General features: G+C 37.4%; 20 protein-coding genes and 2 pseudogenes. 17 read left to right on the top strand and 5 right to left on the bottom strand.

Going from position 1 to position 23,500, the window contains the following annotated elements:
* Positions 1-2 precede the first annotated feature (2 nt).
* A complete protein-coding gene (locus tag RGF10_RS21365) occupies positions 3-896 on the bottom strand; it encodes a putative selenate ABC transporter substrate-binding protein (RefSeq protein ID WP_318505615.1) in 894 nt (297 codons plus the stop codon).
* A gap of 479 nt (positions 897-1,375) precedes the next feature.
* Here RGF10_RS21365 and RGF10_RS21360 point away from each other — a divergent pair, with 479 nt between their 5' ends.
* Complete coding sequence (locus RGF10_RS21360) at positions 1,376-2,560, top strand: ABC transporter substrate-binding protein (protein ID WP_318505613.1); 1,185 nt, start codon at positions 1,376-1,378, stop codon at positions 2,558-2,560.
* Positions 2,561-2,689: 129 nt separating this feature from the next.
* On the opposite strand, the gene RGF10_RS21355 is transcribed toward RGF10_RS21360, so the two are convergent.
* The gene (locus tag RGF10_RS21355) at positions 2,690-3,367 is read right to left on the bottom strand and encodes an HAD family hydrolase (protein WP_318505611.1); all 678 of its coding nucleotides are present in this window, start codon (positions 3,365-3,367) and stop codon (positions 2,690-2,692) included.
* 166 nt (positions 3,368-3,533) lie between these two features.
* Between RGF10_RS21355 and RGF10_RS21350 the strand changes: the two genes are divergently transcribed.
* The 5 genes from RGF10_RS21350 (at position 3,534) to panF (ending at position 6,995) form a co-directional block, all read left to right on the top strand.
* The gene (locus tag RGF10_RS21350; protein ID WP_412176655.1) at positions 3,534-3,869 is read left to right on the top strand and encodes a YnfA family protein; all 336 of its coding nucleotides are present in this window, start codon (positions 3,534-3,536) and stop codon (positions 3,867-3,869) included.
* Positions 3,870-4,024: 155 nt separating this feature from the next.
* The gene (locus tag RGF10_RS21345; RefSeq protein ID WP_318505609.1) at positions 4,025-4,474 is read left to right on the top strand and encodes a S1 domain-containing RNA-binding protein; all 450 of its coding nucleotides are present in this window, start codon (positions 4,025-4,027) and stop codon (positions 4,472-4,474) included.
* 133 nt (positions 4,475-4,607) lie between these two features.
* Positions 4,608-5,042 (top strand): GNAT family N-acetyltransferase, encoded by a 435-nt coding sequence (locus tag RGF10_RS21340; RefSeq protein WP_318505607.1) that lies wholly within the window; start codon positions 4,608-4,610, stop codon positions 5,040-5,042.
* A 226-nt stretch (positions 5,043-5,268) separates the two neighbouring features.
* Positions 5,269-5,541 (top strand): YhdT family protein, encoded by a 273-nt coding sequence (locus tag RGF10_RS21335; protein WP_318509633.1) that lies wholly within the window; start codon positions 5,269-5,271, stop codon positions 5,539-5,541.
* On the top strand, positions 5,541-6,995 hold the full coding sequence (panF, locus tag RGF10_RS21330) for a sodium/pantothenate symporter (RefSeq protein ID WP_318505606.1): 1,455 nt from the start codon (positions 5,541-5,543) through the stop codon (positions 6,993-6,995). The genes RGF10_RS21335 and panF overlap by 1 nt, the downstream gene beginning before the upstream one ends.
* A gap of 27 nt (positions 6,996-7,022) precedes the next feature.
* On the opposite strand, the pseudogene RGF10_RS21325 reads toward panF, so the two are convergent.
* Positions 7,023-8,323 (bottom strand): annotated as a pseudogene (locus RGF10_RS21325) (NCS2 family permease).
* Positions 8,324-8,696: 373 nt separating this feature from the next.
* Between RGF10_RS21325 and RGF10_RS21320 the strand changes: the two are divergent.
* The 8 genes from RGF10_RS21320 (at position 8,697) to RGF10_RS21285 (ending at position 18,089) form a co-directional block, all read left to right on the top strand.
* Complete coding sequence (locus RGF10_RS21320) at positions 8,697-10,124, top strand: ATPase domain-containing protein (protein ID WP_318505604.1); 1,428 nt, start codon at positions 8,697-8,699, stop codon at positions 10,122-10,124.
* A gap of 14 nt (positions 10,125-10,138) precedes the next feature.
* On the top strand, positions 10,139-10,369 hold the full coding sequence (locus RGF10_RS21315) for a hypothetical protein (protein ID WP_318505602.1): 231 nt from the start codon (positions 10,139-10,141) through the stop codon (positions 10,367-10,369).
* Entirely contained in the window at positions 10,363-12,495 is a 2,133-nt protein-coding gene (locus RGF10_RS21310) for a LuxR C-terminal-related transcriptional regulator (RefSeq protein WP_318505600.1), read from the top strand. Before RGF10_RS21315 ends, RGF10_RS21310 begins: the two co-directional genes overlap by 7 nt.
* A gap of 238 nt (positions 12,496-12,733) precedes the next feature.
* On the top strand, positions 12,734-12,958 hold the full coding sequence (locus RGF10_RS21305; protein WP_318505598.1) for an aspartyl-phosphate phosphatase Spo0E family protein: 225 nt from the start codon (positions 12,734-12,736) through the stop codon (positions 12,956-12,958).
* A gap of 77 nt (positions 12,959-13,035) precedes the next feature.
* Entirely contained in the window at positions 13,036-13,503 is a 468-nt protein-coding gene (locus tag RGF10_RS21300) for a response regulator transcription factor (RefSeq protein ID WP_318505596.1), read from the top strand.
* 293 nt (positions 13,504-13,796) lie between these two features.
* Positions 13,797-14,321: an NfeD family membrane protein gene (locus RGF10_RS21295; RefSeq protein ID WP_318505594.1), complete on the top strand. Its 525-nt coding sequence runs from the start codon at positions 13,797-13,799 to the stop codon at positions 14,319-14,321.
* Positions 14,322-14,333: 12 nt separating this feature from the next.
* On the top strand, positions 14,334-15,884 hold the full coding sequence (locus RGF10_RS21290; protein ID WP_318505592.1) for a flotillin lipid rafts scaffold protein FloT: 1,551 nt from the start codon (positions 14,334-14,336) through the stop codon (positions 15,882-15,884).
* Positions 15,885-16,130: 246 nt separating this feature from the next.
* Entirely contained in the window at positions 16,131-18,089 is a 1,959-nt protein-coding gene (locus RGF10_RS21285) for a TcaA NTF2-like domain-containing protein (RefSeq protein WP_318505590.1), read from the top strand.
* A gap of 101 nt (positions 18,090-18,190) precedes the next feature.
* Here RGF10_RS21285 and RGF10_RS21280 read toward each other — a convergent pair whose 3' ends face one another.
* On the bottom strand, positions 18,191-18,478 hold the full coding sequence (locus tag RGF10_RS21280) for a PH domain-containing protein (protein WP_318505588.1): 288 nt from the start codon (positions 18,476-18,478) through the stop codon (positions 18,191-18,193).
* A complete protein-coding gene (locus RGF10_RS21275; RefSeq protein ID WP_318505586.1) occupies positions 18,453-18,911 on the bottom strand; it encodes a DUF3784 domain-containing protein in 459 nt (152 codons plus the stop codon). Before RGF10_RS21275 ends, RGF10_RS21280 begins: the two co-directional genes overlap by 26 nt.
* Positions 18,912-19,182: 271 nt before the next feature.
* On the opposite strand from RGF10_RS21275, the gene RGF10_RS21270 reads away from it, so the two are divergent.
* The 3 genes and pseudogenes from RGF10_RS21270 to RGF10_RS21260 all read left to right on the top strand — a co-directional run bounded on the left by RGF10_RS21270 (position 19,183) and on the right by RGF10_RS21260 (position 23,293).
* On the top strand, positions 19,183-19,611 hold the full coding sequence (locus RGF10_RS21270) for a MarR family winged helix-turn-helix transcriptional regulator (RefSeq protein WP_318505584.1): 429 nt from the start codon (positions 19,183-19,185) through the stop codon (positions 19,609-19,611).
* 75 nt (positions 19,612-19,686) lie between these two features.
* Positions 19,687-21,415 (top strand): annotated as a pseudogene (locus RGF10_RS21265) (ABC transporter ATP-binding protein).
* Positions 21,416-21,487: 72 nt separating this feature from the next.
* Positions 21,488-23,293, top strand: coding sequence for an ABC transporter ATP-binding protein (locus RGF10_RS21260; RefSeq protein WP_412176654.1), 1,806 nt, complete (start codon positions 21,488-21,490; stop codon positions 23,291-23,293).
* The last annotated feature ends 207 nt before the right edge of the window (positions 23,294-23,500 follow it).

Genomic DNA, 23,500 nt, shown 5'->3' with positions numbered 1-23,500 from the left:
ACCTACTTGATAATCTTTAGTTCTTTCGCAACCTTCTCGATTGCCTTGTAATTATTATTGTTAGCTTCAATAAACTTATCTGTTGAAAGAAGGGTCATAACTTCATTGTCCCCAGCTTTCATTGAAAGAATCGCACTCTTTATCTTTTCTTTTGTTTCTTTATCCATCTTGTTGGCGGTCCAGTTATAGTCATAGTACTCAGGAGTTGTGTAAAAAACCTTTACTTTACTTGTGTCAACTTTGCCTTCATTTACCGCTGCTTCCCATACTGAAATGTTAAGAGCACCAGTTTGGAATGCACCAGATTCAACTAATTTATAGGTTTTATCATGGGAACCTGAATAGTTAGGATTTCCATCAAGATCTTTATCAGGGTTGACTCCAGCTTCCGTCATAAAATAACGAGGCATTAAATGGCCGGATGTTGAACTTTCACTCCCGAATGTGAAAGTTTTTCCTTTAAGATCCTCTAAAGAATCAATATCCAAATCATTATTAGCGATAAAAACAGATTTAAACTGTGTATCAATTGGTCTTTGAGCAATTGCCTCTGCTTCAGGGACTAAGTTTCTAGCTTGCACACCTGTTAATCCACCAAACCACGCTAATTGTATTTCTCCGCGTTCGAACGCAGTTACTAGTGCTGCATAATCAACTGAAGGGACAAATTCAGTTTTAAGACCTGTTTTTTCTGCAAGATCTTTTGCGAAATCATCCATGCTTCTGTTTAAATCAGCAGTATTTTGGTCCGGAATCATACCGATTTTAATTGTCTCAATTTGTTTTTCTTTCGTATTCGTTTCTTTATTGGCCGTATCCTTTTCAGAATCACCTGAGCAGGCTGCGAGCAGAAAAAGCATAAATATCCCTAGAATAATAGCTATTTGTCTTTTCATTGGTAGTCTCCTTTTTAAGTTTCGTACGATATTCATGTTACCTCAATAATAACCACAGTACCAACGGATGAAATCGATTAAAAAGGAGATTACTTATTGAAAAAATCGATATGAATTAGAAAATAAAATGATACTGGAATAAAACCTAGTTATTATAGCAATCATTGTTCAAGATCTCTGTTAATTTTTTCTAATTTTATATATCGAAATAATAACACATTATAATGTTTTAGAAGTATTGAAATATTGTAAATAAAAAAATAAAAATTTATTACGAATATTTCAATAGTTGTTACGAAAATATGAATATATTTCAGAAATATTAAAAAATAAAAATATTATACTAGACGAATAGATGGAATTGTTTTAAAATACTAATTATTAATTAAAAAGTAGTTTTCATCAGTTTCTTTTAGAAGGAAACGAAAATATCTTTTATGTTAATTTGTCAGAAAAATCAGTAAAAGGAGACATCAAAAATGAAGAAAAAATGGACAAAGCTTGTGATGGCATCAACATTGGTAGCTGGTATTCTAGCTGGATGTTCAGGTGCAAAAGAAGATTCAGGTGGCACTAAAGATGCAGATACGATTAAATTAGGCGTAAACCTTGAGTTATCTGGTGGGGTAGCATCCTATGGAGAATCACTAGAAAAAGGAATCGACATTGCAGTTGAAGAAATTAATAAAGATGGCGGAATAGATGGCAAAAAGATTAAACTTGTAAAAGTAGACAATAAATCAGAGGCAGCAGAAGCAACGAGTGCAGCCATTAAATTAACAAGCCAAGATAAGGTTACAGCTATAATTGGAGCTGCAACGAGTGGTAATACAGTAGCACAGGTACAAATCGCAAATGATACAAAGACTGTTTTATTATCCCCATCTGGAACAGCACCAAACGTAACAGTAAATGAAGATGGGAAACTGAATGAATATGCGTTCCGTACATCATTTATTGATCCGTTCCAAGGAACTGTTGCAGCAAATTTCGCAGCAAAGGAATTAAAAGTAAAAACAGCAGCCATTTTTGCTGACAGTGCTAGTGATTATGCAAAAGGTCTAGCAGATTCTTTCAAAGAAACATTTGAAAAGGCTGGTGGAAAAATCGTTGCGGAAGAAGCTTATGTAGGTAAAGATACAGATTTCCGTTCAACATTAACTCGTATTAAAGGGAAAAATCCAGATTTCATCTTTATTCCGGGATACTATGAAGAAGTGGGCTTAATCGTAAAACAAGCTCGAGAAGCTGGAATCGATGTACCATTAATGGGTGCTGACGGTTGGGATTCTCCAAAGCTAGTTGAATTAGCTGGCGCTGATGCGCTTAACAACACATTTATTACAAACCACTATTCTTCTGAAGACCCAGATAAAAAGATCCAAACATTCGTTGAAACGTTCAAAGACAAGAACGAAGGCACTTCACCTAACGCATTTAACGCGCTTGGTTATGACACCGTCTATTTATTAGCGGATGCCATTAAACGTACAGGAAGCACTGATTCTGAAAAGATTAAAGATGCTTTAGCAGAAACAAAAGACTTGTCACTTGTAACTGGTATTGTAACCATTGATAAAAATCATAATCCAATCAAATCAGCAACTGTATTAGAATACAAAGATGGTAAGCAAGTATTTAATACAAAGGTAGATCCAGAATAATAAAACAGCAAAAATGGGAGGGGGACCTCCCATTTTTGCTGTTTTAAACTGTATTGATATTTTACGAAAGAGTGATTGCTAGGAAACACCGAGGCGATTGCAGTATAGAAAAATACCATAGCATTACCGCTATGGTACCAAACTGAGGCTTGATTCGATAAAGCCTTTCACTTCATGTAGGCTAGGGAATACACCCGTGGCGTCTTTTAAAACCTCTTGCGAAGGTTCAACAAGATCAGGGACAACGATAACAGGAATACCAGCTGTTCTAGCGGCAAGGAATCCGTTATAGGAATCTTCGATGACTAGAGCATTTTCTGGTGATACATCTAGAGCAAGGCAGGGCTTCAAAAAGATTTCTGGATTAGGTTTGCTTACTGCTACCTGGTCTCCGCCGACAACAAAATCGAAGTATTGAGATAGTCCTTCATGGTGTAAATGGTGGATAATATCGGAATGGAGACTAGAAGATGCAACGGCCATTTTAATGTTCAGATTTTGTAGAAATGATAATAGCTCAACTAAACCTGGTTTCAGTCCTAGTGTACCATTTTCTTGATAAATTTCCTTGCGCACCTCCCATGCTTCCTCATGCCACTTTTCAACTGGGGCATGCTCACCATATTCTGCTTTTAACAAGGAAATAATCGCAGCACGATTTTTGCCAATATAACGCTTCGTAATATCGATTGAATAGGAGAATTGATATTTTTCGGCTACACGCTCCCAGGCAGTATGGCCAATTCTTTCTGTATCAAACATTAATCCATCCATGTCAAATATGACTAATTTTAAATTGCTAGTCAAAAAAGCTCCTCCTCTATTATGTGTGTTTTCTCTAGTTGAGTTTTTCTTATTTCTTTATTATTAAATGAAATAGTTCCTTTTTCAATGAAGAATTGTTTCTAATCGCTAAAATATGAGAGCAATTCTCAATGGAAATGTTGTATACTTCTAGTAATAGCTATAGGAAGTGGTCAGAATCGTTTATTCAGTCTTATTATTTATTTTAGCAGGGATTGGTGAAATAGGCGGCGGATATCTTATTTGGCAGTGGTTACGAGAAGGTAGGCCATTTTATTGGGGGATTTTTGGCGGAATCGCACTAGCTTTATACGGTGTAATTGCAACTTTTCAAACCTTTCCATCGTTTGGACGAGTTTATGCTGCTTACGGTGGCGTTTTTATCGTTCTTTCTGTATTATGGGGATGGGGCATTGATAAAAAAACGCCTGATTTGTATGATTGGGTTGGTGCAGTGATATGCTTAGTTGGTGTGGGAGTCATGCTGTTTGCACCGCGACCTTAATTTTTAAGTTATTTTTGGTTGGTGTTGGGAATTTTTGGTTTTAAGGAATAAAAAATCTTATAGGGAAAATAATTCCTATAGAGCAATTATCACTCTAGATTTGTTATAATATAGTTTGAAGTGTTTTTATGATTATTGAGGAGGATCATTTTTTTATGTCAATCGAAGTAGGCAGTAAGGTACAAGGAAAAGTAACAGGTATCACCAATTTTGGAGCATTTGTCGAATTACCAGGTGGAACAACAGGTCTAGTGCATATTAGTGAAGTAGCAGACAGTTATGTAAAAGACGTGAATGACCATCTTAAAGTAGGCGACCAAGTTGAAGTTAAGGTAATTAGTGAAAAAGACGGAAAAACTGCCTTGTCAATCAAAAAAGCTATTGATAAACCAGAAGCGCAAACTTCTTCTTATTCTCAACGTCCAGCACGTCAGGGGAGATCCGATAACCGTTCAAAAGACTTTCGTTCAAAAGGTAACTTTAAACCAAAAGAAAGCTTTGAAGATAAAATGGCTAAATTCTTAAAGGCAAGTGAAGAGAATTTATCCTCTCTAAAGCGCAACACCGAAACAAAACGCGGTGGCAGAGGCGGAAGAAGAGGGTAATCTGCTTCATTTTTGAATATCATCATATCGAGGCAAGCCTATACAACTCAGGCTTGCCTTCTTGCCTATTTCTTATTTTTGGTAGTATGTGGTAAAATGAATAATCTAAAAATTTAGAAAACAGGTGAACGGTATGACTGATATTTTTATTAAAGAATTGCAGACGGAAGATGAAATTATCTCTGGTTTTACGGTAATGAAGCAGTTAAGAACACATCTTGACGAAAAGACTTATCTCGAATTAGTCTTAGAGGCAAAAGCAAAAGACAGTTACAAACTGTTCGCATTATTGGATGGGAAAGAAATCGTTGCTGTTACTGGCTTCAAACCGATGATTACCCTTTATTATGGTAGATTTGTCTGGGTTTGTGATTTGGTTACTGATTCAAGTAAACGTTCAATGGGCTACGGTGAAAAATTGCTTAATTTTATTCATGAATGGGCGGATGGTCATCATTATGAGAGTGTTGCACTGTCTTCTGGATTACAGCGAATAGACGCTCATCGGTTTTATGAAGATAAAATGGACTATGATAAAGTTAGTTTTGTATTTAGACATTTAATATAGTTGATTGTCGAAAAGTCCTATCTTTAGGGCTTTTTATTTTGTTTTCGGGATAGGAGCATCATGGTTGTTGTAAATTTCCTGTGATAAGAATGAAATGCACAGTTTAGTTGAAAAATAATGCTGTAAATAGTGACATTTTGTTAGAATGAAGAAGAACCGTGATATAATGGTTCTTTTTTTGTGGCATCATTTGGATCTTTCAAGGGAGGAATAATTGTTGGAAAAAATGGGAAAAACCGAAGATAAACGGTTTAAAATTGCACATCGTGAAGCGATAATTGGTGTGATAATTGTCCTGCTTAATTTTCTTTTTTGGTATGGATTTGGCTACGGATTCGGTTCTGCTGAAGTGGAGCAGTATCATTACATATTTGGCTTGCCGGAGTGGTTTTTTTATAGTTGTATTGTCGGGCCAATCATCATCATTGCTCTTGTAATTGTCACAGTGAAATATTTATTTAAAGACGTACCGTTTGACGATGAAGAGAGGGACGTATAATGAATTGGGCTGTCATTACTCCATTACTAGTTTTTTTGCTGATCATTTTCGTGGTGGGCTTTTGGTCTAACAAATTTGTACTCCAATCTGATTCCTTCGTTAAGGAATATTTTTTAGGCGAGAGACAGCTAGGCGGGTTTGTGTTAGCAATGACAATGGTCGCTACTTATGGAAGTGCTTCGAGCTTTATTGGTGGACCAGGTGTAGCCTATACCCAAGGGTTGGGATGGGTTTTTCTGGCAATGGCTCAACTTTCTACAGGGTATTTCACATTAATGGTGCTTGGGAAAAAATTTGCGATTGTGGCCCGAAAGTATGAAGCAATCACTTTAATTGATTTTTTAAAAGAACGATATCAAAGTACGGTCGTCGTGTTACTTTCAGCAGTAAGCATTATTGTTTTTCTGTTTTCGTCGATGATTGCCCAGTGGATTGGCGGTGCGCGCTTAGTAGAGTCCTTAACTGGCTTGCCTTATACAACGGCACTGCTAATTTTTGTTGGTTCTGTTTTAGTGTTTGTAGTTGTCGGTGGCTTTCGGGCGGTCGCGATAACGGATGCAGTCCAGGGGATTGTGATGTTTTTAGGGACACTAATTCTTCTCGTTGCAACAATTAAGGCAGGTGGAGGAATTCCTAAGATTATCTCCAGTTTAGCTGCTGAGAATCCAAACTTAATTACTCCGTTCGGTGCAGCACACGATTTATCGCCAGCATATGTATCTTCATTTTGGATTTTGGTTGGAATTGGCGTAGTTGGTCTCCCGCAAATTTCTGTGCGGGCGATGTCCTATAAAAATTCGCGAGCGATGCACAGTGGTATTGTGATTGGAACGATCGTCGTAGGTTTTATTATGCTGGGAATGCATCTGATTGGCGTATTTGCTAGACCGATTCTTCCTGGTATTGCAATCGGCGATACAGTGATGCCGGCATTATCGATGAAAGTCCTACCGCCATTTATGGCTGGCATTGTCCTTGCTGCACCAATGGCAGCAATCATGTCAACGGTAGATGCTTTATTGATTTTAGTCGGCTCAACGATTGTAAAGGATATATATTTAAATTACATCAAGCCAAATGCCGAAATAGATCATATTAAAAAGGTAAGCTTCAGCGTTACTGCTCTAATAGGAATACTGGTCGTTTTGTTTGCGTTGCAGCCGCCGGATTTAATCGTGTGGCTGAATTTATTCTCGTTTGGAGGATTGGAATCAGTTTTTATTTGGCCAATTATTTTTGGCCTATATTGGAGCAAGGGGAATAAATACGGGGCGATAACTTCGATGTTGGTGGGAATGGGATCTTATATACTATTTGATCGGTTTTATCCAAATGCATGGGGCATGCATACCGTCGTCTTGCCAATCCTGCTTTCACTACTTGCATTCGTGCTAGGAAGCCTATTAACACAATCAAAAACAAAAACAAAAATAATCAGTAGTGCAACGCATTAAAGCGGTGGGGGACAGTCCCCCACCGCTTTAATGTGGTAAAAAGGCTAGTTGAATGAAGAATAGAACGGCAAAAACGTAAAGAAGTGGATGAACCTGGCGTCCTTTTCCTTTAACTAATTTAAGTAATGGGTAGCTGATAAATCCTAACGCAATTCCTGTTGCAATACTGGAAGTAAGCGGCATGCTCAAAATGATTAAGAATGCAGGGAAGGCCTCATCTAGTTCATCCCATTTGATTTTTGAAATACTGCCCATCATTAAGCTTCCAACAATAATTAAGGCAGGTGCCGTAATCGCCGAAAGGCCTGAAACGGCGCTCACAAGCGGACCAAAGAAGGCAGATAATAAAAATAACACGGCAACTGTAACAGAGGTTAGGCCTGTTCGACCACCTGCAGCAACACCAGAAGTTGATTCAATATATGCAGTGGTTGGACTTGTGCCAAACATTGCGCCAACAGCTGTGGCTATTGAATCGGATAAAAGGGCTTCACGGGCACGAGGCAACGACTTTCCTTTCATTAGACCAGCTTGATGGGCTACGCCGATCATCGTTCCAGTTGTATCGAAAATCGTTACAAGAATAAATGAAAAGACAACTGCATAAAGACTATGGCTAATTACATCACCAAATGCTGCAAGTGGGTTTGAAACGACTAGCCCATGTGGGAGCGTTGGTAGTGACATAAATCCTTGGTCAAAGGAAAGATTACCGGTAAAGTAGGCAATCACGCCGGTAATGACCATTCCAAAAAATAACGCTCCATTAACGCCAAGAACTTGTAAGACAAGCGTAATAGCAAGACCTACGAGTGCAAGCACAGCTGAAGGCGAGTGCAGATCACCGAGTGCAACAAGGTTTGAAGGGTGGTCTGTAATAATTCCAGTGAGGCGAAGTCCAATAAAAGCAATAAATAATCCAATCCCAGCTGTTATCCCATATTTGAGATTTTCAGGGATTGCTTCAATCAATTTTCCCGGAATGGTGTTAACGATAAAATAAGGAATATAACTCCAGCGACAAAAACTGCTGCAAAAGCGGTTTGATACGTTATATCCTGATGACCCCCAACAACCGAATAGGCAAAGTAGGCATTTAACCCCATTCCTGGTGCAATAGCAATCGGATAATTTGCGAAAAGTCCCATCCATAGTGTACCGACAACAGCGGCAATAATCGTTGCGGTGAAGACCTGTTCAAATGGTACACCTGCATCAGCGAGTATAATTGGATTGACCACAACAATGTACACCATTGTAAAGAAGGTTGTGAGACCAGCCATAAGTTCGGTTTTTGTGTTAGTATTATTTTCTTTTAGCTTAAACATCGAAGTTCCTCCAAAAAATACGAACGATATTTTAGTGCAATAATTATAATATTCGTTTTGTCGTTAGATTTCAAGCGTAAATTATCGATTTAACCCCACCTATTCACATTTGGATTTTGTTGATTATGTTTAATTTTTCCAAATTAACATCTTTCATTCCCTTATTCCTCAAAGCTTTCGAATATTAACATGTGTGGATTGTTCCTAGCCACATTTTAGACAAAATGTTGTATTTGTCTAACTTTGTCGAATAACTACCGATATTAAAGATATTTTGTCATAATAAAGATAATTCAATTAACTCCACCGATACGGTGTTAATTAATGAAATAATATTTATTTGGCAAACAAAGAAGAGGAGCTGATTGTGTATATGAATACCAGGACCTTAAGTGGAATTGATGGATTGGATCGCCTTTTAAATGGGGGATTTCCAACTGGTTCTACTGTTTTAGTTGAGGGTTTACCTGGAACAGGAAAAACGATCCTCGGGATGCAATATCTTTATCATGGTGCAGTTGATGAGAATGAATCTGGCATCTTTATTACATTCGAAGAATTACCTTCGCAGCTTTACAACGAACTGATGGATTTCGGCTGGGATTTAAGAGATTTAGAAAAACAAAATAAATTACGGGTCATCTGTCTCGCTCCAGAAATTTTAATAGAACAAATGGAAAAGCCAAATGGATTAATTGAACAAATTATAAATGAAATAGACTGCAAACGAATCGTAATAGATAGTGTCAGTTTATTTCAGTTTGGAGTGGAAGACTTAAAACAGAGTCGTAAAATCATTTATTCATTAAGAAACACTCTTCGAAAATTTAACATTACTTCTTTGCTCATTCAGGAATCAAACTCTTCTGGTCAGAGCAATGTTCCTTTTGTGAATTACTTAGTGGATGGTGTGATGAGACTTTCGTTAAAGGACCACATGAATGATTTTAGAAAAAGAACGTTAGAGGTTTTAAAAATGAGAGGCTGCCGTTTTATAGAAGGGGAGCACATTTATCGAATTGAAGACCAGGGAATTCACTTAGTTCCAGCACTATCCCTTATTGAAGATAAAGCTTTACTCAAGCACGAAACATTTAGTAACACTGGAATTGCTAAATTGGATCAACTACTTTCAGGCGGTATTCCGAACGGTTCGTGCTTTCTTTTCGATACAAATAGTAAAGCGAACTACAAATATCTACTGGTGTCCATTATTGTAAATCGATTAATTGCTGGCGAAAATGTCATATTACTATTATCAAATTTACAGAATCTATTTGATTTGAAGCATTTATACCGATTGTTTGGAGTTGAACTAGATCAATATGTAGAAAAAGGAAAGGTTTTGTTTATTGATCATTATGATCGCCAGGTTCCAAAGGGGTACGAAAATGCTAGAATCTGTGTTTCCAATATTAAGAACGATGAATTTAAAATGATTATAAAAGAAAGATTAAGTCCACTTGTTTCCTCTAGCCTCAAAAAAGGTGAGAAATGGTTTATCTATTATGACTTAAACACTATTATTTCGCAAAGAGGAAAAGACTTCCTCGAAAATTATTTTGCAGAACAAGTATCGACGATAAGCTCCGCAGGAATGACGATGGTTGCCTTAGCTAATTTCACTGAAATTGGCAGTAATACGTCCAGCTTTCTAGAAAGGACTTCCCACGGAGTCATAAAAACATGGGTTGACGGAAGTTATCAATATTTACAAGTGGTAAAATCGCCGCAAGGGAATATATCCTATCCACTACTTGTTGAAAACATTATTACAAAACCATTTATCAGGTTAGTATAGGGAGGACGTCAAATATGAACATGGCATTGCAAATTGAATGTACTCTTTTCTTTCAAGAAAATCCCTATACTTATGAAACATTGAATGGAATTGCATCGCGACTAGGCAGGGATCCAGCAGATATCAAACTGGCAATTGAGCATCTTCTGTCGAGTTCAATCCTTGAAATGATTGGTGAAGGCGATCGTGCCATTTACCGTTACAACCAGCCAGATTATTGCACGAAGAGGCAAGTACCATGCTAGGTCCTGATATTGAATACTGTCGTGATGTCCTAAATGTCTATGCCACTTTAACAAAACTAAATTGCATTATGACGGATAAAAGGGGAAATCTCGTTACGCCAATTGTTGGCTCTCCAAATATCTTTGCACTAATTTATGAGGGAGAATCACTAGCAGAGGTATTAGCGCAGCGAACAGAAGATTTTGCAAAAATAACGGGACCGATTATTTATGATGAGTTACCTGGAATTAAAGTAATCATGAATCCGATTTATCTACAAGGTGAAATAGAGTTTTTTGTTTTTGCGGGTTGTTTACTGGAGCACACTACTAGAAATTCAGTAGAAACCTATTTGAAAAAATTGTTGAATAGCCGAGAAAGAGCAGAGACTATTTTGTCCTATGTTAATGAATATTCCCCAGATGATATCCAGGCTAAGATTACAAAAATAAAAAAAATGGCAGATTTACTTTATGAGCGGCTGAAAACTCAGAAACTAAATAAGCATTTAATAGAACAAGAGGAAAACCTTAATGAAATCCTCCAACTAATGGCAGTAGATAATATTAAAATGACCACGCTGCTGCATCGCTTTTTTAACGAAAACAAAAAGGTTGATTTTGTCGGCTATGCTAGAAAAAAAGGTTCGGACAAATTTGTTATAGAAGAAAGCGTTACGTCAGTAGATAGTACTCTTAGAGGGACAGTCTTTTCGACTGGTGAAGGTATTTTAGGTCAGGCAGCTGCAATCCAAACAGCAAGGTTCTGGAATCAAGTGGAATGGGACCCACGGACAAAATTTTTTCATCAAAGAGGAATCTATCCTAAATCTATCTTTTGCTATCCGATTATTCAAGAACAAGAAGTGATAGGGGTGTTTTTTGGAGGCAGCACTCAATATGATAATTTAGAAAAAGCAGTTAGCTGGGAAGGTAGAATGTCTTCCTTACTGATTAGGGTCTTTGAGAATAAAAGAATTTGGCAGGAGCAGGCAAAGAATAATTTATTGAAAATGACCGCATTAAATGAAATATTTCAAGCAATGATTGCTGTGCGAGACTTAAAAAGAATATTATTCATTATGTTGGATATGAGTATCAATCTGTTACAGAGTCCTTTTGTGGCAGTTGTTTTAGATCAACCATCCCGAAAATCATTTGAATTTTTTTCAAGAGGATTAACTGCTAATCAAATCGATCAATACTCAATAGATATTACGAATCGATATTATCTCGATGGTCAACAAAATAAAAGCATACGCCAAGAACATGTTGAACAAATAACAAATTGGAAGGATAAAGTATTAGAATTTCCAATTGCATACAGGGAGCACAATTTGGGGTATCTTTGTATTGGCTTAAGTGAGATAAGGTTGAAGGAAGATGAACTATCTTTTTTAAAGAGTCTTACGATTGCAGGTGGATTGGCGATCCATCTTTTTGAAGCGACGAATAAGTTAGAAATGGAGCAAACGGTTATCGATTTATTAGTGGATCTTCAAGAATATATTGATCCAGATCATTTCAAAAAAGCTTCACGTGCAGGGGACCTTATTAAACAATTTAGTGAATACTTTCCTCAAGCTAAAATAAGCTCATTCGAGGTGAACTATTCCTGTTATTTTATTCTTTATGAAGAACAATTTATCAAAGAAAAAATAAACAATAAGCATATCCTAGAAATCTTAAGAGAATATAAATTAGTGATAAACAATAAAATCAAAATGGAACAGGCTTCAATAAATGTACAAGTTCTATCAATAGTCTGGACTTATATCCATTGTAATAATGATATCCAAACACTTTATACAATTGACGGAATAAATCAGACTTTGTTAAAAGAATTTATAACATTTTTAGCCTATACAAATGTTAATGAAAACGAAATTTCACTGGAACGGAACAAGACAATAGGAAACGAACCACATATAAGCAAGGATCTGAAGCTATCTAAACGGGAAATGGATGTCGTAAGGTTAGTGCTTGATGGTAAAAATAATCGTGCTATTGCCGAAACGTTGTTTATTAGTGAGCATACTGTGAAAAATCACATGACAAATATATTCCAAAAGTTAGCTGTTACGGATCGATCCCAAGCGATTGCAAAAATTTATCAAATGGGTTTTTTGCCTGAGGATGTTTCTTGATGAAACATCCTTTTTTTGTGGAGGAGAAGAATTGTTATTTTAAAGTGGAATCATATAAGCAGATCTCGAATAGGAAAGTTCGTATTCCTAGCGTTAAAATCATTTAAACACTAGGAATACCCTCCTATTCTGAATATTCGACAAAAAATGAGAAAGGAAGGGGATTTATTATTCTATCATTATTTCTCATAATAATAGATAACAACACACGCAAGGTGTTAAAGGGGGGGTATTTAGTATGTTGAATACATGTATCCAACGTAATAATGAGAGATTACTAAGTTTGATTAAAATCAAGCGAGTTGAGTTAATTAATCTTGTAGCCAAAAATGGGTTAACTGACCATCTAGTAGTGAAATGTAGCCAAGAGTTAGATCAATTAATCTATGAAATTCAGCTACAGTATCAAAAAGGACAAACCAACAACATTATGGAGATAAGGGAAATGGATGGGATTCATTAGTATGGATACCCATTGTGTATCTATTATGTTCATAAAGACGTACCATCGAACATAATTCAAAGGTAGGAGGATGGAGGATGCCAATAAAAATTCTTATCATTGAAGATGAGACGAGAATGAGCCAATTGTTAAAATTGTATTTAGAAAAAGAGTTATTTGAAATTGATATTGATAATAACGGAGAAGTAGGTTTAAACCATGCACTGGTTGATCATTATGATTTAGTCATTATCAATGTTTTATTACCTTTAAAAGATGGTTTTACTGTTCTTGAGGAATATCGGAGGACGAAAACAACTCCAGTGTTGATGATTTCAGCCTTGTGTGGAGACAATGTTCAAAAACGTAGTCTTGAGATGGGGGCAAATGAGTATATGTTAATGCCCTTTAGTCCGAGTCAAGTGGTCTCAAAAATAAAACAGCTACTAATAGATGCCAGAACTTTAAGTACCGAAGAATTTGAAGAGCCTTTCCATCACAGTATCGTTAATCTAAATGGCTTTGGCGGGGCTGACCACAGTATTGCTTCTTCAACTTTTGGATGATTGCACACTTCTGAAGCAAGTTGCTCCTCACACACTAAGTCCCCACTATTTATTAAATTAATATGTTATAAATTAAATAGATTCAATTTATTAATTCATCTTATTAATTCATCCATTTAACGCGCTGAGGGACTGTCCCCCAGCGCGTTAAAGCATAAAAATGGAGATATTGTGAAAGGGATGGAGAAGGAAAGGTTATTTTATTGAATTTAGAGAATAGAAATATTATGGAAATTTTTGAATCTATGTATCTCCTAGTTCAAAAAAGTCGGATCAAAAAAGGAAGATGACCGATGTCAGGAATATCATTAGAAACAATCTATTTATATGCGCTAATTATTTCCGGTGCCGTGACAGTTCTTTACCTGCTTTTTGGTGATGTGCTGACTGCAATGTTTGATGGATTCATGAATCCGACATTAATCTTCTCATTTATTACGGTCTTTTCGGCTGGTGGCTATTTAGGAGAGATGTTTACATCGGTTAATAGCGCGTTGATTGCTGCCTTTAACGCTGCAATCGCTCTAATTCTTGTAACGTTATTGAATGTTTTTATTTTGATCCCGATTGCTAATGCTGAAGAGTCACTTGTTTATAAGGAAAGTGACCTAAGGGGAAGAATTGGCACAGTCATTACATCTGTGCCGGCAGATGGTTATGGTGAGGTTCTGATTGAAAGTATTAGCGGGCGAATCTCCAAGCCGGCGGTCAGCTTTAAGAATAAAGAAATACCGAATGGAAAAAAAGTACTTGTGATAGACGTGGTAAATGGGGTACTACAGGTTGAGCTTAACGAGGAAGATGAAACTATTTTCTAGGAGGTTATGCGAATGGAATTAAACGTTATTTTAATTGTAGTCGGCATTGTTGTATTTTTACTTCTTGCTTTAATTGGGGTATTTATTACGAAATATAAAACAGCTGGACCGGATGAGGCGTTAATTGTAACCGGGAGTATTTTAGGAAACAAAAACGTTCATGTTGATGAGTCAGGCAATAAAATCAAAATCATTCGTGGTGGAGGCTCGTTTATTTTTCCAGTCTTCCAACAAGCGCGGCCATTAAGCTTGTTGTCTAGTAAACTAGAGGTCACGACTCCTGAAGTCTATACTGAGCAAGGTGTACCTGTGATGGCCGATGGAACAGCCATTATCAAAATTGGTGGTTCAATTAGTGAAATTGCGACTGCGGCAGAACAATTCCTTGGAAAAACAAAACAGGACCGGGAAAACGAGGCCCGTGAAGTACTTGAAGGCCATCTTCGTTCGATCCTCGGTTCGATGACGGTTGAAGAGATTTATAAAAATCGTGATAAATTTTCGCAAGAGGTTCAACGAGTAGCCTCTCAGGATCTCGCAAAGATGGGCTTAATCATTGTTTCTTTTACCATTAAAGATGTCCGTGATAAAAATGGTTATTTGGATTCACTTGGTAAACCAAGAATCGCCCAGGTGAAGCGTGATGCTGATATTGCCACAGCAGAAGCTGAAAAAGAAACAAGGATCAAGAAAGCTGAAGCTGCTAAGGAAGCGAAAAAGGCAGAGCTTGAAAGAGCCACTGAAATTGCTGAAGCTGAAAAAATCAATCAGTTAAAGATTGCTGAATTCCGCCGTGAGCAGGATATTGCCAAGGCTCGTGCTGACCAAGCATATGATCTGGAAACAGCTCGCTCCAAACAAGATGTTACAGAACAAGAAATGCAAGTAAAAATTATTGAGCGGCAAAAGCAAATTGAACTAGAAGAAAAAGAAATTTTGCGTCGTGAAAAGCAATATGACTCAGAGGTTAAGAAAAAAGCGGATGCAGGCCGGTATGCGTTAGAGCAATCAGCTGCAGCGCAAAAAGCCAAGCAAATTTTTGATGCGGATGCAAACAAATATCGAATAGAGGCGATGGCTCGGGCTGAGGCAGAAAGAATTCGGATTGACGGACTAGCAAAAGCGGAAGCCCAAAAGGCTCAAGGGGAAGCGGAAGCAGAGATTATCCGGTTAAAAGGGATAGCTGAAGCCGAGGCAAAGGAGAAAATCGCCGAAGCGTTCGAGCAGTTTGGCCAAGCGGCTATTCTCGATATGATCATGAAAATGCTGCCTGAATATGCGAAGCAGGTCGCAGCACCATTAGGCAATATTGATAAAATCACTGTTGTTGATACAGGTGCAAGCGGTCCGAATAGTGGAGCCAATAAGGTGACTGGATATGCGACTAACCTGATGGCCACCTTACAGGAATCTCTCAAGGCATCCTCGGGAATCGACGTAAAAGAACTAATTGAGAACTTTTCTGGAAAAGCAACACCAGCTAGAATAAATATCGAATCGGACGTTTCAGCAGTGACAGAGTTACAGAAACAGACTGGTTCAGACGGTACAGAAAATCAATAAACAGTTCGACCGCGCCGGCAGTTTGCCGGCGCTTTTTGGTATAGTATATTTTTTAGTAAAATATAGGGAATTCTAAACTTAATGTCACCTTCGAAAATTGTTTTCTGGTATAATATTGAAGTTGAGATAAATGGAAATTTACTAGTGCTTTAGTCTTGAAGATATTGGAATAAAAAAGAGATTATGAAAATAAATGACTACTATAGCACACCATGTTGAGAAAATACATAGAAGAGGAGTCTATTAATGAAATTTCAAAAAGCATCAAGATTTATATTCACAATATTATTCTCATTATTCATGATGACCTTAGTTGGTTGTAATGACAAAGAAGCGGGTACAGAGAAAAAGCCAAAAGAGGTTCATAATGATTTTCTTATGTACGAGGAAGAGTACGTTAATGATGAAGGTACTAGTATAGGCAATTTATATATTATGTCTGAAGGAAAAGAAAAAGAGAAAATTGCTAGTGATGTAGTAGATACCAGCTATGTTTATATAAATAGCAAGAACAAAGTATTGTTTATTAATGAAGAAAATGAATTGTATGAATATGAGCCTGGGAAAGAAAAAGAAAAGTTAGCGAAGGACGTTATTGGATTTGAAGGGGATTATCCTGAAGATATCGTCACATATCAAAAAGAGGATAATGATTTGTACATTATTAGAGGCGAAGAGGAAGATGAAAAGATTGCCTCAAGCATTCTACAATATGAGGTTGTCGGTGATTATATATATTTCCTAGAAGAAGATGGGGACCTCTCCATGTTTAATTCCAAGGATAAACAGGAATCAGAAATAGCAAGTGATGTATCTTCTTTTATTGACTTAAATCATGAAGATGAAATTGCTTATTTGGACGATGACAGTGCTTTGTATTATAAAAAAGTAGGAGAAGAGGAAAGTATAAAAATCACAAGTGACGAGGTTTTACCTGATTTCATTAAGAAAATTGGAGATAACCTTGTTTATCTAAACATAGATGATGGCGATTCTGCAGAGTTATACGAGTCTCCAATAACTGAAGGTGGACAAGCTCAAAAAATTGCGAGTGATATTAGGTATTACGAATATTATCAAGGAAACTTTTATTATATAAACAATGATAATAACCTGTATATGAAAAGTGAGCAGGATGAAAATTCTACTAAATTAGCAAGTGATGTTTTAGAAATAAAAATCAATAAAGGTACAATTGTTTATTTAAATACAGATAATGAACTTTTTACAAAAAAGAATGAAGAAAAGTCAAAGAAAATAGCAAGTTCTGTATCTGATTTTTCTGTGACGCCAAATGGTGAGATTGTTTATTCTACTGAGGATATGGATCTGTTTGTAAATAATAAAAAAATCGCTAGTGATGTACAAGGGTTTAAACATTACTATGGAAATGTGGCATTTGCAACGAAGGATGATAAATTGTATTTGATGAAGGATATGGGCGAGAAGAAGCTTGTCGAAGGAGATATGAATCAATTTTCGAATGCATCCTTTCATAATAAGACGATTTATAATAACTATTTGAGCTTCGAGGATATAAGTGGAGTATGGAAATCATCAGATTCTGAGGGCTCTTATTATTTGAAAATTGATGCTGATGGTACACTGACCTATGTAGTATATGGTTACACTGAAAAGTTGGAGTTGGACTATTCTGGCTATGGTACGTTGAATGCGACTTCTGAATCTGAGAGTACTGAAATTAGCTTTGCATTAGGGCAGGACAAAACCTTACAGATAACGATGGATGATACTACAAATTCATTTACAAAATCTACCGAAGCTGAAGCAAATGAATATGCCAAAAAGATCCAGCTGGAAGAGGATAAGGAAGAAATAAGTGGATTGATGGATAATTATATCTCAAAATTTACTTATGCAGTCAACTATGGGGACGAAGAGTATATAACAGATTATATGGATCCTAATAGTAGCTTCTATAATGAGCAGGTAAGCTTCATCCAAAGTTCATATGAGAAAGATATTACCGAGGATTTAGAAGACTTTAAGGTTGAGAGTATCAATCAAACTGCTGAAGGTGTTTATGTAGTTAATACAGTGGAAGACTACAACATTTACCAAGGGTACGAGGATTACACTGGGTCCAAAAAGACTTTCAAGAATTCTTACACAGTTAAAAAAGTGGGCGAAGAATTCCTGATTTCTGGTATTAAGGTGTCACAAACTGACACAGGCACCCTGTAATGAAAACTAAATAGTATGAATAACTAGCGCCGGCGTTTTGCCGGCGTTTCTTCTTTAACACAGTAAAGCACTGGGGGACTGTCCCCCAGTGCTTTACTGTGCTAAAGTCCGTTGTGAAGTTCTTTATACCAAGCACGAGTTTGATCAGGATCTTCGTGATTGATGAAGATTTTTTTGTTTTTTAATTCAATATAGAGGTACGGTGAAACGTCTTTTTTTATAAACAGCAGGCAGGTTCCATAATTTTTGACCTTGAAATACCCTTTTGCAAGTGTGGGTAAGCCGAAGCCGTTTTGTTTAAATGTAACCTCTGGCATTTTCTCCATTAGCTGTACTTGAACGATGTCATCTGTTAACCATTCATCACCGTAAATTCCAGGTAATTTCAAAGCTATTATCGTTCGAAACCAGCTCATAATCTTGATATCCGACAATGTAAAGCCCCACCACCAAGCTACAGGTCACGACAAAAAGGCTCGTGCTAATAATATAACTGCGCTTTCGTTTCCTCGGAATCTCAAACTTTGATAAGTAAATAAATCCGCCAAGTAAGGAAACGAGCATAAATCCGAATTGGCATTCGATGGCAAATTTAAAATCTGTGAATAGTAAAGGGAGAATGAGCACCATTCCTATCGCAACCAGCTGTAATAAAGCACCAGTTTTTTGTGGGTAGCCATTTTCAATCAGCCTCTGCTGCTCTTCCTTTGGTCTAAAGGCAAACCCAGAAATAAGGAAATACGCCTTTTTTGATCGTATAGCCCAGCCTAGGGTGAAGAACAGAATGATTATTAATACTTGAACCGCTATTAATACTCCCATAACTGATCCCTCCTTAGATTTTACTCACAATGAGAATGAATAAATATGTAAATGGAAAGCCTTTACTATAATTTTATATCAATTCGTTCAAAAGTACGAAGGAGAGGTTATAAAAGACGCGAAGCATCAAAAAAATTATGAATAAAAAGGCAAGTTGACATTCAGTCTAATCAGGAATATCATTAGGTAAGTTAAATATTAGGTAACCTAATTATTATTTAACCTAAACATAATGGAGGTGCTTAAAATAGATAAGAATCATCAGGACTTAGTGCATGAGTTTGTTTCGACTGTTAGACAGTTTCCCAAGGTTATGGCAAAGCAAAAGAACTTAACACAAAAGCGCAGCGAAATCATGGTTCTTTTCAGCATAAAAAAATCCGAGCATGGTGAAATGAAGGTATCAGAAATTAGTCGCAGATTAAATGTCAAAGCCCCGACTGTGACTCAATTAATTAATGGATTGGAAAGTAAAGGCCAGGTAGAACGTATTACACGTTCCACTGACCGTCGTTCCGTTTGGATAAGACTGACGGAGGAGGGCGAGAAGGCGATTCTTCTTGCTCAGGAGGAAATGCATACTACTTATAGCGGGATAATTGATTATATCGGGGAAGAGGAAACCGTTCACTTAATTTCAACCTTAAAAAAAATTCACGAATATATACTTCAAAAACTTGAAAAAGAAAAACAGGAATAGGTTCATTAACCTACTAAACAATAATTTAGCATAAAATGTAAACAGTTTATCAAGATCGATTGGAGTTGGCGCAAGGTGCTGAAATTATTCAGGCTATTAAAAAGATATAAATTTCAAGTAGCACTCGTTTTTCTATTTGTGTTTGGTCAAGCATATACAGACTTATATTTGCCGAGATTAATGGCAGATATTATTGACAATGGTGTCGTTAAAGGCGATACAGACTATATTTGGAAAATTGGCGGGCTTATGCTATTAGTCGCCGCATTAGGAATGATGTGCTCGATTCTAGTAAGCTTTTATTCTGCTCGCGTCTCTGCCAGCTTTGGACGTGATACAAGGGAAAAGGTGTTTACTCATGTTGAGAATTTCTCCCTCCAGGAATTCGATAAAATCGGGACAGCCTCACTTATTACGAGAACAACCAATGATATTACCCAAGTTCAAAACGTACTCGTAATGATGCTGCGGATGATGATTTGGGCACCATTTATGGCAATTGGCGGGATCATTATGGTGTTTAAAGAGGATGCTCAGCTTTCATGGGTGTTTGCTGGTGTTATCCCCGTGATTGGCTTGGTTATTTTTGCCGTCATGAAAAAAGGTGTTCCATTTTTTAAAGCGATGCAGGTTAAGTTAGACCGCCTAAATCAAGTTGTACGTGAGCAATTAATGGGCATTCGCGTTATTCGTTCGTTTAATCGGGATGATTATGAAAAACAAAGATTTAGTGAAGCCAACAAGGATTTAACAGACACAGCCGTAAAAGTGAATCGAATCATGGCGTTTATGATGCCAGGTCATGATGCTGATCATGAATGTAGCCATCGTTGCAATTGTTTGGTTTGGCAGCATCCGTATCGATAAGATGGCGATGGATCTCGGGGATTTGATGGCATTTATCCAATATGCAATGCAAATTATGATGTCACTTTTGATGGTGTCGTTTATGTTTGTTTTAGTACCGCGTGGCTCCGTATCGGCGAGCCGAATTAACGAAGTTCTAGAAACAAAGCCAATCATAAAAAACCCGAATCAGCCTAATCTGGCGAAGAATGTTAGAGGACGAGTTGAGTTTCAGAACGTTACATTTAGCTATCCAGGTGCGGAATTCCCGGCCTTGTCCCATATTTCCTTTACGGCGAAACCTGGTCAAACGACGGCCATTATCGGCGGTACTGGTTCAGGTAAAACGACGCTGCTAAGCTTAATTCCGCGTTTTTATGACATAACAGACGGTAAGATTTTAGTTGATGGCGTTGATATCCGAGAGCAGGCTCAGGGAGATTTGCGTAAGAAAATAGGATATGTTCCACAAAAAGCTATTCTTTTTAGTGGCACAATAAGTGAAAATATTTGTTATGGAAAAGAGGATGCATCTGACGATGAAATTCGTCATGCAGCTAAAATTGCGCAAGCGTCAGATTTTATTTCCGAAAAAGAGGACGGATACGCTACCAAAATAGCACAGGGTGGAACGAACGTTTCGGGTGGGCAAAAGCAGCGCTTAGCGATTGCACGAGCTCTTGTTCGAAAACCAGAAATCTATTTATTTGATGATAGCTTCTCAGCGTTAGATTTGAAGACAGATGCAAAGTTGCGTACAGCCTTAAAAGGAGAAACAACCGATGCAACGGTGATTATTGTTGCACAAAGGGTAAGTACAGTTATGGATGCTGATCAAATTATTGTTTTGGAAGATGGGAATATTGCTGGCATCGGAACCCACAAGCAGTTGTTAGATTCAAGTGAAGTATACCGTGAAATTGTAGCTTCTCAAATGTCAGAGGAGGAGTCAGCATGAGTGATAAAATGAAGAAGCCAAGACCAGCCAGAAGGACCGGGATTTGGACCAGGTGGTCATGGTGGCATGGGGATGCCTGTACAAAAGGCGAAGGATTTCAAAGGGACGTTTCGGCGACTCATAGCTTATTTTAAGCCGCAAAAAGTCCAACTGTTAATCGTTTTTGCTTCAGCCATCTTAAGTACTATTTTTTCCATTGCTAGCCCTAAGATATTAGGAAAGGCAATAACGAAGCTGTTCGAAGGGATGATAGCGAAGTTCAAAGGTGTGCCTGGTGCTGAGGTCGACTTTGAATACATCGGCAATATCTTGCTAGTTTTAGTGGGACTTTATATTATTAGCTCTCTGTTTATGTATCTACAGCAGTACGTCATGGCTGGAGTAGCGCAAAAAGTGGTTTATAAACTAAGAGAAGAAGTAAACGTTAAGTTGGCAAAACTGCCACTTAAGTATTTTGATACGAAAACACATGGAGAGATTTTAAGCCGTATCACCAATGATATTGATAATATTAGTAATACTTTACAACAGAGCTTAACGCAAATGATTACGGCTGTGGTCACAATCATAGGTGTCATTATTATGATGCTAACGATCAGTCCGTTATTAACATTGATTTGTATTTTGACCTTGCCGTTGACGTTTGTTGGCACAATCCTTATCGCCAAGCAATCGCAAAAATATTTTAAAGCGCAGCAGGCAACGTTGGGTGAGCTAAATGGCCATGTTGAAGAAATGTATACCGGTCACCCAATCGTTAAAGCATTCGGTCGTGAGGAGAAATCTGTTCAAACCTTTACGGGTATTAATGAACGATTATATGATTCCGGTTGGAAATCACAATTTATTTCTGGAATCATCATGCCAGCCATGATGTTTATTAACAATATTGGTTATGTTCTGATCTGTGTTATCGGTGGAATATTGGTAACCAAACGTACAATTGAAATTGGGGATATTCAAGCATTTATCCAATATGCACGTCAGTTTTCTCAACCGATTTCACAAACGGCACAGATTGCCAATATTGTGCAATCGACGATTGCTTCTGCTGAGCGGGTATTTGAGGTGTTAGATGAAGAAGAAATCATCGCAACGGAAAATGCAACAGTTTTGGAGTATCCTAAAGGCGCAGTTAAGTTTGAACACGTTGACTTCTCTTACAAAATGGATGCTCCGTTGATTGAGGATATGAATATTGAGGCAAAACCTGGGCAAACGATCGCGATTGTCGGTCCAACAGGCGCAGGGAAGACGACGTTAGTCAACCTGCTCATGAGGTTTTATGAGCTTAATGGTGGAAAAATAACGATTGATGGTGTGGACATTAATGAGATGAGCCATACTGAGTTGCGAAAAATGTTTGGCATGGTTTTACAGGATACATGGTTATTTAATGGAACGATTCGTGCCAATATTGGTTATGGACGAATTGGAGCTACGGAGGAAGAAATTGTTGCAGCAGCAAAGGCTGCGCATGCTGATCAGTTTATCCGGACCTTACCAGATGGCTATAACACGGTCTTAAACGAAGAAGCTTCGAATATTTCTCAGGGACAAAAGCAATTATTAACGATCGCTCGTGCGATCTTAGCCAATCCAAAAATTCTGATTCTTGATGAGGCAACGAGTAGTGTAGACACAAGAACCGAGATTCAGATTCAGCATGCAATGGATGCTTTAATGGAAGGAAGAACCAGCTTTGTAATCGCCCACCGTCTATCAACGATTCGGGAAGCTGATTTAATCCTTGTGATGAATCAAGGCTCAGTGATCGAACAAGGTAGCCACGAACAACTATTACAACAAGGTGGATTCTATGCAGATCTATACAACAGCCAATTTACCACAGGAAACTTCGAACCAGAAACAGCTTAACGGACTAAATTGACCACCTATACGTTTACTCTTGTGTAGGCTCCTATTGAAGAAGATGAGGGAACAAGTATGGTCCAACTCTTCTACAATAGGAGTTTTTTGTTTTTATGATATGAATTTGTTTTCCTTTACATATTTTTCAAGTCGTACAACGCCATGTGATAGTTCTCTAGTGCTTTACTGTGTTAAAAACTATTGATTTTTTCG

Origin of the sequence: Bacillus sp. T3, from assembly GCF_033449965.1 — a bacterium.
Taxonomy (GTDB): domain Bacteria; phylum Bacillota; class Bacilli; order Bacillales; family Cytobacillaceae; genus Bacillus_BU.
Note: the sequence above shows the minus strand (reverse complement) of the source record. Positions and strands in the feature narration are given on the sequence as shown.

Coding starts and splice junctions, on each gene's coding strand:
- RGF10_RS21365 (WP_318505615.1), bottom strand. CDS start 896: ATGAAAAGACAAATAGCTATTATTCTAGGGATATTTATGCTTTTTCTG.
- RGF10_RS21360 (WP_318505613.1), top strand. CDS start 1,376: ATGAAGAAAAAATGGACAAAGCTTGTGATGGCATCAACATTGGTAGCT.
- RGF10_RS21345 (WP_318505609.1), top strand. CDS start 4,025: ATGTCAATCGAAGTAGGCAGTAAGGTACAAGGAAAAGTAACAGGTATC.
- RGF10_RS21340 (WP_318505607.1), top strand. CDS start 4,608: ATGACTGATATTTTTATTAAAGAATTGCAGACGGAAGATGAAATTATC.
- RGF10_RS21335 (WP_318509633.1), top strand. CDS start 5,269: ATGGGAAAAACCGAAGATAAACGGTTTAAAATTGCACATCGTGAAGCG.
- panF (WP_318505606.1), top strand. CDS start 5,541: ATGAATTGGGCTGTCATTACTCCATTACTAGTTTTTTTGCTGATCATT.
- RGF10_RS21320 (WP_318505604.1), top strand. CDS start 8,697: ATGAATACCAGGACCTTAAGTGGAATTGATGGATTGGATCGCCTTTTA.
- RGF10_RS21315 (WP_318505602.1), top strand. CDS start 10,139: ATGAACATGGCATTGCAAATTGAATGTACTCTTTTCTTTCAAGAAAAT.
- RGF10_RS21310 (WP_318505600.1), top strand. CDS start 10,363: ATGCTAGGTCCTGATATTGAATACTGTCGTGATGTCCTAAATGTCTAT.
- RGF10_RS21305 (WP_318505598.1), top strand. CDS start 12,734: ATGTTGAATACATGTATCCAACGTAATAATGAGAGATTACTAAGTTTG.
- RGF10_RS21300 (WP_318505596.1), top strand. CDS start 13,036: ATGCCAATAAAAATTCTTATCATTGAAGATGAGACGAGAATGAGCCAA.
- RGF10_RS21295 (WP_318505594.1), top strand. CDS start 13,797: ATGTCAGGAATATCATTAGAAACAATCTATTTATATGCGCTAATTATT.
- RGF10_RS21290 (WP_318505592.1), top strand. CDS start 14,334: ATGGAATTAAACGTTATTTTAATTGTAGTCGGCATTGTTGTATTTTTA.
- RGF10_RS21285 (WP_318505590.1), top strand. CDS start 16,131: ATGAAATTTCAAAAAGCATCAAGATTTATATTCACAATATTATTCTCA.
- RGF10_RS21275 (WP_318505586.1), bottom strand. CDS start 18,911: ATGGGAGTATTAATAGCGGTTCAAGTATTAATAATCATTCTGTTCTTC.
- RGF10_RS21260 (WP_412176654.1), top strand. CDS start 21,488: ATGCCTGTACAAAAGGCGAAGGATTTCAAAGGGACGTTTCGGCGACTC.